The 12390-nt window shown below is 39.9% G+C and carries 14 protein-coding genes; all 14 read left to right on the top strand.

All coding sequences use genetic code 11. The annotated features are described in order from the left end of the window. Positions 1-3: 3 nt before the first annotated feature. The 14 genes from ACFW0C_RS05070 (at position 4) to ACFW0C_RS05005 (ending at position 12317) form a co-directional block, all read left to right on the top strand. Positions 4-714 carry a DNA alkylation repair protein gene (locus tag ACFW0C_RS05070; protein WP_378105940.1) on the top strand — a complete coding sequence of 237 codons (711 nt, stop codon included), beginning with the start codon at positions 4-6 and terminating at the stop codon, positions 712-714. Between the two features lie 98 nt (positions 715-812). Further along, positions 813-1157: a hypothetical protein gene (locus ACFW0C_RS05065; RefSeq protein WP_003142778.1), complete on the top strand. Its 345-nt coding sequence runs from the start codon at positions 813-815 to the stop codon at positions 1155-1157. A gap of 1084 nt (positions 1158-2241) precedes the next feature. Continuing rightward, the gene (locus ACFW0C_RS05060; protein ID WP_003142776.1) at positions 2242-2466 is read left to right on the top strand and encodes an acyl carrier protein; all 225 of its coding nucleotides are present in this window, start codon (positions 2242-2244) and stop codon (positions 2464-2466) included. Between the two features lie 45 nt (positions 2467-2511). Continuing rightward, the gene (gene fabK / locus ACFW0C_RS05055) at positions 2512-3468 is read left to right on the top strand and encodes an enoyl-[acyl-carrier-protein] reductase FabK (RefSeq protein WP_378105938.1); all 957 of its coding nucleotides are present in this window, start codon (positions 2512-2514) and stop codon (positions 3466-3468) included. Between the two features lie 79 nt (positions 3469-3547). Beyond that, a complete protein-coding gene (gene fabD, locus ACFW0C_RS05050; protein WP_378105935.1) occupies positions 3548-4480 on the top strand; it encodes an ACP S-malonyltransferase in 933 nt (310 codons plus the stop codon). 3 nt (positions 4481-4483) lie between these two features. Continuing rightward, positions 4484-5230 carry a 3-oxoacyl-[acyl-carrier-protein] reductase gene (fabG, locus tag ACFW0C_RS05045; RefSeq protein ID WP_378105933.1) on the top strand — a complete coding sequence of 249 codons (747 nt, stop codon included), beginning with the start codon at positions 4484-4486 and terminating at the stop codon, positions 5228-5230. 12 nt (positions 5231-5242) lie between these two features. Then, positions 5243-6484: a beta-ketoacyl-ACP synthase II gene (gene fabF, locus ACFW0C_RS05040; RefSeq protein WP_378105931.1), complete on the top strand. Its 1242-nt coding sequence runs from the start codon at positions 5243-5245 to the stop codon at positions 6482-6484. Between the two features lie 3 nt (positions 6485-6487). After that, the gene (gene accB / locus ACFW0C_RS05035; protein WP_378105929.1) at positions 6488-6997 is read left to right on the top strand and encodes an acetyl-CoA carboxylase biotin carboxyl carrier protein; all 510 of its coding nucleotides are present in this window, start codon (positions 6488-6490) and stop codon (positions 6995-6997) included. A gap of 23 nt (positions 6998-7020) precedes the next feature. After that, the gene (fabZ, locus tag ACFW0C_RS05030) at positions 7021-7494 is read left to right on the top strand and encodes a 3-hydroxyacyl-ACP dehydratase FabZ (RefSeq protein WP_003142766.1); all 474 of its coding nucleotides are present in this window, start codon (positions 7021-7023) and stop codon (positions 7492-7494) included. A gap of 52 nt (positions 7495-7546) precedes the next feature. Next, positions 7547-8917: an acetyl-CoA carboxylase biotin carboxylase subunit gene (gene accC / locus ACFW0C_RS05025; protein WP_378105928.1), complete on the top strand. Its 1371-nt coding sequence runs from the start codon at positions 7547-7549 to the stop codon at positions 8915-8917. 27 nt (positions 8918-8944) lie between these two features. Beyond that, entirely contained in the window at positions 8945-9844 is a 900-nt protein-coding gene (gene accD / locus ACFW0C_RS05020; protein WP_378105926.1) for an acetyl-CoA carboxylase, carboxyltransferase subunit beta, read from the top strand. Position 9845: 1 nt separating this feature from the next. Then, the gene (gene accA / locus ACFW0C_RS05015; protein ID WP_378106134.1) at positions 9846-10676 is read left to right on the top strand and encodes a carboxyltransferase subunit alpha; all 831 of its coding nucleotides are present in this window, start codon (positions 9846-9848) and stop codon (positions 10674-10676) included. A 184-nt stretch (positions 10677-10860) separates the two neighbouring features. Further along, positions 10861-11871, top strand: a complete 1011-nt coding sequence (locus tag ACFW0C_RS05010) for a hypothetical protein (protein WP_378105923.1) — start codon at positions 10861-10863, stop codon at positions 11869-11871. Between the two features lie 32 nt (positions 11872-11903). Beyond that, positions 11904-12317 (top strand): ribonuclease HI family protein, encoded by a 414-nt coding sequence (locus ACFW0C_RS05005; protein ID WP_378105921.1) that lies wholly within the window; start codon positions 11904-11906, stop codon positions 12315-12317. The last annotated feature ends 73 nt before the right edge of the window (positions 12318-12390 follow it).

Below are 12390 nucleotides of genomic sequence, written 5' to 3'. Positions count from 1 at the left end.
TCGATGGTGAATTGGCAGTACTTAATTGAAGAAATGTATGATCATGCAAGCTATGATGCTGAACCGATGGCCAAGTACCAACGTAACCAGTTTCCATTTCTTGGTATCAAAAGCCAAACGCGCCGGGATATTTTTAAACCCTACCTAAAGGAAGCGAAAGCAGAAGCAAAGTTGCGCTTCATGGAAAATCCTAATCAAGCAATCATTGACTGGGCTTTTGTTGGCGAATTTTGGTCATTATCCGAAAGAGAATTTCAATATATTGTTTGTGATTATTTGAAAGAAATGAAGAAATATTTGCAGCCGGATGATTTACCTAGATTAAAAACATTGATTGTCCAAAAATCGTGGTGGGATTCGGTGGATGCCTTGGTTAAAACAATCGGTTATGTAGTCCATAAGAATCCTGATTTGAAGTCGGAAATGGCGGCGTGGAGCTCGTCGGATAATATCTGGTTGAAGCGGACTTCAATGATCCATCAACTGGGGATGAAGGGGCAAACAGATACTATTTTATTAGCTGAAACTTGTGAAAATTGCTTGCATACAGATGAATTTTTTATTAATAAGGGGATGGGTTGGATCTTGCGTGATTATGCGAAAACCAACCAAAATTGGGTGGAAAATTTCTTAAAAAACCATGAGAGTGACTTATCTAACTTAACCTGGCGCGAGGCCACAAAATACTTTTACTTAGAAAAAAACCAGATATAATGCGATTTTTCAACGGGGTAAGCCTTTAAATTATTATTAAAATACAAAATATGGTACAATGGTGATTAGAAGGCGCATGGTTAACTAGGAGGCTATATATGAGTATTAAAGTCACAGATGAAATGCAAGAACTAGTTGGAACTGAATTACGTCGTGGTACAAGTAAGTCGAGAATTGCATCATTACTGGATTTACCCTACGATGAGGCAGTAGAAGTTATTAATACTGTAAAAGAGTCTGTACGACCAGATATAGGAGATGAAATACGCTTCACCTTCCGTGAACGCAACATGGTAGGGAGAATTGAAAAATTATTAACAAACTCAGCAGTTGTTAAAATTTATTGGGATTATTCTGATGAAGAGATGCGAGAAATTTGCGAATCAAAAACAATTGTCAATTTTAAAGACATCGATGAGTATGTTAAAGTGCCTTCTAGCTAATACATACACGTATAAATAGTAAGAAAGAGAGTCGGGGTGAAAATCTCGGCTTTTTCTTTTTTTTGTCCAATGACCATCACTAAAATGATGACGCATATGTGATGCAATGGGTATATATAGTTTTCTGTTTACTATCTATATTTCTATAAGTTAGGTGACTTGCTAATAGAAATAGCAATTTAGCAAAATTCTGGGTAAACTTTTACGAGGGAAAAAAATGGAAAGATTGTTGACTACAAAATAAAAATGTATACGTCGCTATTGTTATTGGCATATATCTTGCTTATCATTTTATCAGCTGTATGGGTAACCAATTCACAAGGTCAACCTTTCGCCAGTGAGCATATCACTGCTTTTATATCGTATATCTGTACTGGTCATCTATTCTATCAGCAAGATCTTTTTAGCAAAAAATCCGCAACAAAAATTTGTTGTGATGATTATTCTGGTGCAGCTTTTCCTCCATTTTGCCTTTGAGGCAATAGGTAGTTTGTTTGCCATCTAAATAAGGCCAGTTGATTGCCTTGTAAGCAACCAATAATATACTAGAGAATATTGAAATAACAACAGGGATTTTAAAGGCTCTAAGACAAACATTTTTTTGTCTTAGAGCTTTTTTACGTATTTAGTTCTTTACTAGAAAAGCTAACTAGACTTTTGCGTGAAAGAATCTTCTATCTTCTTGTCCGTTATAGATAACAGTATTTTTAAAGCTGATGATAGCAAGAAAATCCCAGTTTATTTGCCAGGGCAAGCAACCATCCGATTACCATCAAATCATTAGAATAAATAGTCAAAATACAATTTTTGTTTCACAAAAAATCAAGTTTTTAAGCGCCTGTCATAATCTTAAAGGCTTGAATGCAAGTTTTGTAACGCTTACAACGAATTTGTTTCTTAAAAATGAATAAACTAGTTTCGATAACTAGTTGACAAAGTTATATATATAATTTAATATCTCGTTATTGACTTTATTAGATGTCAAACAAAATTAAATTTTATCGTATTCATAAATCGATATCCTTTTTATAGGGATAGGTGACCTAAATATATGATTACGCAAATTATGGAGGAATATAAAATAATGACTACTTTTGAAAAAATCCAAGAATTAATCACTGAACAATTAGACTTAGAGGCTGGCGAAGTAAAAGCTACTACAAATATTCGTGAAGATATTGACGCTGACTCTTTAGACTTATTCCAAATCATCAATGACATCGAAGATGAATTCGATATCGAAATTGAGGATGAAGAAAAAATTAACACTGTTCAAGATTTAGTTGACTACGTAGAAGCAAACAAATAATTTTTGCTTATAAATTAGTCGATTAAGAGAGGAAGTAATCCTTAAGTGAAAACAGATTTTTGGGAACGCATAGGTGTTGAATACCCAATTATCCAAGGTGCTATGGCTTGGGTTGCCGATGCGGATTTAGCATCAGCAGTTTCCAATGCTGGTGGACTTGGTGTAATTGGTACTGGACATGATCCTGTAGACGTAGTACAAGCCAAGGTTGAAAAGATGCAACAATTAACAGATAAACCATTCGCTGTAAATGTCATGTTGTTGAATGAACATGTCGAGGAAGTGGTGGATTACATCTGTCAATCTGGTGTGAAGACAATTACAACTGGTGCTGGATCTCCAGGTAAATATATGGATAGATTCAATGCAGCTGGTATTTCAGTCATTCCAGTGGTCGCTTCTGTCGGACTTGCAAAACGGATGGAACGTGAAGGCGTGCATGCCGTAATTGTTGAGGGGATGGAATCAGGTGGTCACGTGGGTCGACAAACTACTATGGCTTTATTACCACAAGTTACAAAAGCTTTGGATATCCCAGTCATTGCGGCTGGTGGTATTGGTGACGGTCGTGGAATGGCAGCAGCACTTATGTTAGGTGCAGTAGGTATTCAAGTAGGGACACGTTTTGTTGTTGCAGACGAATCAAATGCCCATGATAATTTTAAAGAAAGAATTATTAAGGCGAAGGATATTGATACTGTACTGACAGGTGAATCTACTGGCCATCCAGTCCGTGTATTACGGAACAAATTGACCAAAGAATATCTTAAAGTAGAAAAAGAAGAAGCAAGTAAGGCTAATCCTGATTGGGACAGACTTGAAGCGCTTGGATCAGGGGCTTTACGTCGAGCTGTTGTTGAAGGAAATTTAGACACTGGTTCATTTATGGCCGGCCAAATTGCCGGATTGGTTGATAAACGTGAAACAGTTTCAGAAATTATTCAATCATATATGACGGAATGTAAAGAAACAATTGCTGCTCGAGCAAGTGAATGGCTTTAAAGCTGAGAATTAAATTGACATATGTGAGCAGTGGGATGGTTTGTGCATTTCACTGCTTTTCTATTAAGAGGAGACGAACATGGCAATAGCTTTTTTATACGCTGGTCAAGGCGCACAGTATACAGGGATGGGGCAAGACTTACTCAACCATCATCCTGAGATTGCATCTTACTTTGACAAGGCCTCAGAAGTTTTAGGCTATTCAATGGAAGACCTATGCTTTCAAGAGGATACACAATTAAACCAAACAGAATACACACAACCCGCTATTTTAACCGTATCAACAGCCTTTACATCCCTTTTAAACGAGGCAGGCATTACAGCCGACTACCTAGCTGGACTGAGCTTAGGCGAGTACACTGCCCTTGTTGAAGCGGGCGTATTGTCCTTTGAAGATGCGGTTGATTTGGTGAGCCATCGTGGCCGTTTCATGCAAGCAGCTGCGCCTGCAGGTGCCGGCAAAATGGTCGCCGTGATGAAAGCTGAACGTGCGTTGATAGAGGATGTCTGCCAGCAAGTGCGCGAAGCTTCTGGTCAATACGTTGCACCAGCTAACTATAATACACCAAAACAAATCGTAATCGGTGGTGACGCTGAAGCAGTAGATACTGCAGTCGCTAAGTTAACTCAAGCAGGCGTTAAGAAAATGGTGGAATTAAATGTTTCTGGTCCTTTCCATACTGCATTATTATCACAAGCAAGTGATCAATTAGCTGATTATTTAGACAAATTTGATTTTAAACCACAAAATATGCCAGTGATTTCAAATACGACAGCTATAGCGCATCAGGACGGACAAGTAAAAGACTTGTTAATCCAACAAGTGATGAAGCCAGTTAAATGGTCAGATTCAATTGAATACTTAATTGAACAAGGGGTAGATACGGTCGTTGAAATTGGCCCTGGTAAAACCTTGTCTTCATTTATGAAACAAATTAATAAAGACATCAAGGTTTACCGAGTTGAAGACGAAGAAACCCTGCAAGCAACCATCGCAGGATTGAAAGGATAAGCTATGACTGAGAATACACAAGAATTAAAGAAAACAGCCCTTGTCACAGGCGGTAGCCGTGGTATTGGGGCAAGCATCGCTCACAAGTTTGCCGACCAAGGATACAATATTGTCATTGTTTCCCGTTCGGGTTCAACTGAAGACCATATCCGGGCTTTAGAAAGCAAGGATGTCGCTGTGAAAGATTTCAAGGGTGACGTGACAGATGCCGATTTTGCCAAAGAAATCATGACTTTTATTAAGACAAATTTCCAAACCATCGATGTATTAGTCAATAACGCTGGCATTACCCGTGATACTTTACTAATGCGTATGAAAGAAACGGATTTCGATGCAGTGATCGATATTAACTTAAAAGGGACTTTCAATTTCATTCAAGCAGCTAGCAAACTAATGATGAAGCAACGTCAAGGTGCCATTATCAATATCGCGTCAGTGATTGGTCAAATGGGTAACGTTGGTCAAGCAAACTATGCCGCTTCAAAAGCTGGGATTCTTGGTTTAACGAAGGCTGCTGCGCGTGAATTAGGTATGCGTGGTGTTACAGTTAATGCCATTGCACCAGGCTACATTGAAACAGAAATGACAGATGAAATGCCAGAAAAAGCAAAAGCAGCTATGCTGGAAAATATTCCTTTACAGAAACTTGGACAACCATCGGACATCGCTGAAGCCGTGTACTTCTTAGCTAGCCAAAGCTATATCACAGGTACAACGCTTGATGTCAACGGTGGCTTGTATATGAATTAGGAGGCAATAAATATGACAAACAGAGTAGTCGTAACAGGTATGGGTGCTATTACACCTATCGGAAATGACGCAAAAACATTTTGGACCAATTTAAAAGCTGGAGAGCATGGTTTTGGACCAATCACAAAATTTGATGCCAAAGACTTAAACGCGAAATTAGTTGCTGAAGTAAAAGACTTTAATCCAAAAGATTTCATGGACCGTAAAGAAGCGAAACGTATGGATCTATATAGTCAGTACGCTGTAGCTGCAGCCGTCGAAGCTGTTGCAGACGCAAATCTAGACGTAGAAAATGCTGACGTTGATCGTATCGGGGTTTATCTAGGTACTGGTATCGGTGGTATTCAAGAAATCGAAAAAGGTGTATTAAAAATGCAAGATAAAGGGATCAAACGTGTGAATCCTTTATTCGTACCTGTTTCTATCTCTAATATGGGTGCTGCCAACATCTCAATGCACTTTGGCTTAAAAGGGCCAGCTTTAACAATGGTTACAGCATGTGCATCTGCTAACAATGCAATTGGGGAAGCTTTCCGTTATATCAAACATGGTTATGCAGATATCATGATTGCTGGCGGTGCTGAAGGTGCGATTAACGAAATCGGTTTAGGAGGTTTTGACAACCTGACGGCGACAAGTGATTCAACTGATCCAGACCGCGCTTCAATCCCATTCGATAAAGACCGTAATGGTTTTGTAATGGGTGAAGGTGCTGGTATCTTGGTATTAGAATCTTTAGAATCAGCGCAAGCTCGTGGCGCTAAAATCTATGCTGAAATCGGTGGATATGGTTCTACTTCAGATGCTTACCACTTAACTGCGCCATCGGAAGATGGTTCTGGTGCAGCGAAAGCGATGTTATACGCTTTAGAAGAAGGTAACATCGCTAAAGAAGAAGTTTCATACATCAATGCCCATGGTACAAGTACCCCAGCAAATGATTCTTCTGAAACAGTTGCGATTAAACGTGCCTTTGGTGAAGAATTGGCTTATAAAATTCCAGTTTCTTCTACAAAATCATCAGTTGGGCACTTACTAGGTGCTGCTGGTGCGGTTGAAGCGATCGCAAGTATCATGGCTATCCAAGACTCATTTATTCCAGCTACACTAGGCTACAAGAATCCAGATCCATTATGTGATTTAGATATCGTACCAAATGTTGGACGCGAACAAGAAGTAAATGTTGTTGTCAGCAACACTTTAGGTTTTGGTGGACACAACACAGTTATTGCTTTTAAAAAGGTTGGTGAATAAGGGTTGAAACACGAAGAAATTAAAGATTTAATCAGCCAAATTGATTCTTCTACGATTCAAGAGTTTTCATTCCAAACACAAGCGGATTCTTTATATATTTCAAAAATTAAAGAACGCCAAACACAAACTGAAAACACTAAAAACACAAGCGCTAATCAACAAGCTATCACGAACACAGAAGCTACAACAACTGGAGTAGCCCAAGAGACGACTGGTCAAGAAACCACAGCGCCTGCCACAGAAGAAGCAGCGCCTAGTGCACCGGCCGCGCCAACTGGCAAAACGATAGACAGTCCTTTAGTTGGTGTTGTCTATCTAGCCAAGAACCCTGATCAACCAGCCTTCAAAAAAGTGGGCGACAGCGTTGAAGCAGGCGAAACTGTTTGTATCGTTGAAGCGATGAAAGTAATGAACGAAATTCCAGCTGATATTTCTGGAACAGTCGTGAACGTTTTAGTTGAAGACGGCCAAGTTGTTGAATTCGGCCAACCATTATTTGAAGTTAGCGAATAATTATACTTAAGGAGTATTAAAAAATGACTGAATATGCAGAACGTAAAGAACCTGTTTTAACAGCAATGCAGGTGCAAGAAATTATCCCTAACCGTTTCCCAATTTCATTTGTGGATCGCGTGGATGAAATTATCCCTGGTGAAAAAGTTGTTGCCCGTAAAAACGTGACGATTAACGAAGAATTCTTCGTTGGTCACTTCCCAGGAAACCCTGTTATGCCGGGTGTTTTACAAGTGGAAACAATGGCACAAGTGGGCTCAATTCCATTATTGTCTCAACCAGACTTTAAAAATAAAATCGCTTATTTAGCTGGCTTAAACAACGTGAAATTCCGTAAAAACGTTGTACCTGGTGACGTACTTGAAATCACAGTTGAAATTGTGAAATTGAAGAAACGTATGGGTATCGGTAAAGGGACAATCCGTAATGAATACGGCGAGGTTTGTTCAGAAGCTGAAATGACCTTTATCATTTCTAACGTAGATAAAGTCGATTAGTTTGCTGGTCCAGCCTGAAATAGGGCGAACGGCATAGAATACGAGGTATTTGATGATTAATAAAGTATTAATAGCGAATAGGGGCGAAATTGCCGTCCGCATTATTCGTACATGTATTGAATTGGGAATCGAAACAGTGGCTGTGTATTCAACCGCTGATAAGGACGCCCTACATGTGAAATTGGCTGATGAAGCAGTCTGCATCGGAGGGCCAAAATCAGTCGATTCTTATTTGAATATGCAAGCTATCCTTTCTGCAGCTGTTGTGACGAACGTGCAAGCTATCCATCCGGGTTTTGGTTTCTTAGCAGAAAATAGCAAATTTGCTAAATTATGTGCGGAAATGAATATCGAGTTTATCGGGCCAAGCCCAGAGGTAATTGACTTGATGGGTGACAAGCAAAATGCTAGAGATACCATGAATGCAGCCAAAGTACAAACTGTACCAGGTTCTGATGGTATCCTGGAAAGTCCAGAAGCTGGCGTGGAGATTGCCAAAAAAGTTGGTTACCCTGTATTACTGAAAGCTACTTCTGGTGGTGGTGGTAAAGGGATGCGAATGGTACATGAGGAAAGCCACTTCCAAGATGCTTACTATGAAGCATCACGGGAAGCGAAAAATGCTTTTGGTGATGACCGTTTATACATGGAGAAAGTTATTTTCCCGGCCCACCATATCGAGGTTCAAATCTTAGGGGATAAATTCGGTAATGTCATCCATTTAGGTGAACGTGAGTGTTCAATGCAACGAAACCATCAAAAGGTGATTGAAGAAACGCCAAGCCCCTTTATTACTGAAAAGACGCGGGCCCAAGTTACCCAAGCAGCGATTCGTGCGGCTGAGCAATTAAATTATGAATCTGCTGGTACTATTGAGTTTTTAGTGGATGCAAACCAAAATTACTATTTCATGGAGATGAATACGCGTATTCAGGTTGAACATCCAATAACGGAGATGGTCACGGGCGTTGATATTGTGGCTCAACAGCTACGCATTGCTTCTGGCTTACCTTTAGCCTACGAACAAAAAGATATTACCTTTACTGGTCATGCCTTGGAGTGCCGGATCAATGCGGAAATGCCAGAGAAAAACTTTATGCCATCTTCAGGAACATTTGATTTTGCACATTTTCCAGCGGGTGGTTTAGGTATTCGTGTGGATTCTGGTATTTATGCCGGCTACAAGTTGCCACCTTACTATGATTCTATGGTAGCGAAACTGATTACGCATGGCGATAATCGACCGCAAGCCATCAACCGTATGTTACGTGCGGTATCAGAAATGACCATTAAGGGTGTTGCGACAAACCAACAATTCCAGTACGACCTATTATTTGATGAGGCCTTTGTAAAAGGGAATTATACAAATGATTACTTAGAGGCTACCTTCTTACCTGAATGGGCTAAGAGTCATCAAGCATAAATGAGCACGAAAGAAAGTAGATGAATTATGGCATTAAAACGCAGAAAAGCATATATTCCTATGCCAGAGGAAGATCAAGCGAAATCGAGCTTGCCTACAGATCCCAATAACCAAGCCTTTGTGCCAGATGGCATGTGGCAAAAGTGCCCGCAATGTCACCAAACAATTTTAACGGATGACTTGGGTGCTGAAAAAATCTGTCCGCATTGTCAATACCACTTTAGGATTTCATCTAGTGAGCGGTTAGCAAACGTTGTGGATAAAGGGACTTTTGTTGAGATGTTCCAACTAAAAGATAATCGTAATGAAAATCCTCTTGATTTTCCAAAGTATTTAGAAAAGAAAGAACAAGCCCGTGCTACAACTGGTTTAGACGAAGCTGTCGTAACTGGTGTGGGCGAGATATTTGGCTACCGTACTGCCATCGGCGTGATGGACTCATTTTTCATGATGGGGTCTATGGGAACTGGTTTAGGTGAAAAAATTAAAAACTTGTTCAATTATGCAACTGAACACCAGTTGCCAGTCGTCTTGTTTACGGCTTCTGGTGGTGCCCGGATGCAAGAAGGTACACTGTCTTTAATGCAAATGGCTAAGATTTCCATCGCTGTTCAAAATCATTCTAAGGCCGGTTTATTATATATTCCAGTATTAACTGACCCAACAACGGGTGGTGTAACGGCATCATTTGCTATGGAAGGGGATATTACCATTGCTGAACCAGGGGCCTTAATTGGTTTCGCTGGTAAACGGGTAATTGAACAGACGATTAGGCAACAATTGCCTGAAGGATTCCAAACGGCAGAACACCAACTGCAACACGGTTTTATCGATATGATCGTTGAACGTTGGCGGCAAAAAATCGTGATTGCTGAACTATTACAAATGCACGGTGCCGCTAAAGGAGGTGCTCGATTTGAGCGTTAGTATGAAACAATTATTAAAAACCGTTGAGCAACCTAATGCGAAAATTACCCAAAAGATTCCTGCAGACGTGGTAACAGCTTCTCGTGATATCAACCGATTAACAACGTCTGAATTGGCTAAGAAAATCTGTGACGTCTTTTTTGAGATGCATGGTGACCGTCGTTATGGTGACGACGGCGCGATTGTTGGTGGTGTTGGACAAATTAATGGCCACGCAGTTACAATTGTTGGTACTGAAAAAGGTCACACAGTTCAAGAAAATATCAAGCGTAACTTTGGATCGCCTCATGCTGAGGGTTATCGTAAAGCCATTCGTTTGTTTGAACAAGCAGAAAAGTTCAACCGTCCAGTAATTACCATTGTCAATACTTCAGGCGCCTTCTGTGACGTTGAAGCAGAAGACCGGGGGATTGGACAAGCAATCGCTGAATCCATGCAAACAATGGCTGGTTTAACTGTACCAACTATCACGATTTTAATGGGTGAAGGTGGGTCTGGTGGGGCGTTAGCCTTGGCTGTCTCAAATAAGGTGTGGATGATGGAGAATGCCATGTATTCAGTCTTATCGCCAGAAGGGTTTGCAACGATTTTATGGAAAGACCCCAGTCGTGTACCAGAAGCTGCTGAATATATGAAATTCACGGCGCCTGACTTGTTGGATTTTAAGGTCATTGATCAAATTATCCCAGAGCATTACGGGAAAAAGGCCTTAGATCACGATGTTCAAGCACAATTGATTAAAGAAATGGTCTTGAAAGAAATTGACCAGCAATTGGCTATGTCAAAAGCAGATTTAATCGCTGCCAAAGAAGCACGCTTTAATCAATTCTAATCAACTGACAGTTTGAAAATAATGACCACTTTTGAAGGAAGGTGTGGCCTAAGGTCGCACCTTCTTTTTTTAAATTATTGGATAAAAATATTCATGGATATGATATTGTGATAAGATAAGCTTAGAAGGAAGGGCGTTTACAGCCTGCATTTCCAACGGAAAATAAGATTTAAGAGGACGTATAATGAGAAACCAAGACAATGATTTTGAACGATCATTTAAATTAGATATTGAAGAAGCGGTTCAGCTTATTAAAGCGGGCGAAATGAGTGGATCGCTGAAATTATTGCTGATTGCCCGTAAGAAAAGAAAGAGTGTCGTTGATTTTAGAAATTATATCATCGGCGTTTTATATGAAGAAGAATTAGAAAATGATTTAGTGGATATTTTCTCATTATTGATTGAATTTTATGGGGAAGGTGTAATGGCTAATCCTGATTTAATTGATGTCGAGGCAGAAATTGACTGGAAGTCTTTCTACCAGTTTGTGCAAAAAGCTATTCAAGGACAAGTTAAATTGAATCTCCCTCAACATGGTCAAATGTCACCCATTATGCAAATTATCATTGTGCCAGAAATGATGGAAAAGTTGGCCCAATTTGAGGCGACTTCAGATGATGATGCTAGTAATGTGGAGGTTTTACAAGGCCTACAAAAGTTATTCGACCAGTTAGTGGCTAGAGATAAACCCTTGACTATCCTTGAGAAGGCCCAGGTCAACCATCTGCTGGAATTGAGCGACAAGGTATCCATCGATAAATTGTTAAATCTATTAAATCGGGACCGGGATTTTGTCTTCCAATCGGATATTTTGCTTTATATTTTCCACCATCCACACGAGGACCAAGAAATTACCTTAACCAATATCTACGATGAGACGACGACCATTTCACTCAGTGATTTATTTGAGATTGAAACCAATAGCCACTTCTTAGATTTGGTTTCCTATGTGGAGGAAGTTTATATCCACGAACCCTATCGCGTGGCCTATCTGATGGAGAATATTTATGATATATACACCGTCATGTACCCATTTGTCGATGATTTAAACCAGATTGATCCAGAGGATATGGTAGAAGCCATTGGGCAATTAATGGAAAATGGCGACCCACTTGCAATTGACAATCAAGTCGTACAAGATATTTACCAATATTGGTTTTATGAATATATGCAGAACTTTGCGAGTTTTGAATAAGAAGATCTAATGGATGATTAAAGGGTGATCGGATGTTAAAAATAGCCATAGATGGGTCAGTGGACGGGCAATTTGGGCCGGCAGGCGTTGGTATGGTCATTGTCCATGACGGGCAACAGCAACAAGAGAAATACCCTTTAAGTGGGGAAATGGACAATCATGAGGCCGAATTTCGTGCCTTGCTATTATTATTAGAAAAATTGCAGGCTGAAGGACTAGAAAGTGAGTGGATCCTGTGTCAAACAGACTCTAAGATCGTCTTTGATGCGGTTAATAAGAGATTTCATAAACGCGACCCCTATAAAAGTTTGTTAAAGATCATTTTAAATAAACTAGACCATTTTCCCATGTTTAATTTAAAATGGGTGCCGGATCAGGACAATAGAGGGGCGGATAACTTAGCCCGCCAAGCCATGCACCAGGCCAAGAACTTAAGCAAACAGTAGGCTAATTAAGGGATCAATTCAGACCGTCAATCGCACAAATCTGGATACAAATTAAAATAGCAGACACGAAAAA

The sequence above is a fragment of the Aerococcus sp. NPDC058936 genome, assembly GCF_042741995.1.
Classification (GTDB): domain Bacteria; phylum Bacillota; class Bacilli; order Lactobacillales; family Aerococcaceae; genus Aerococcus.
Note: the sequence above shows the minus strand (reverse complement) of the source record. Positions and strands in the feature narration are given on the sequence as shown.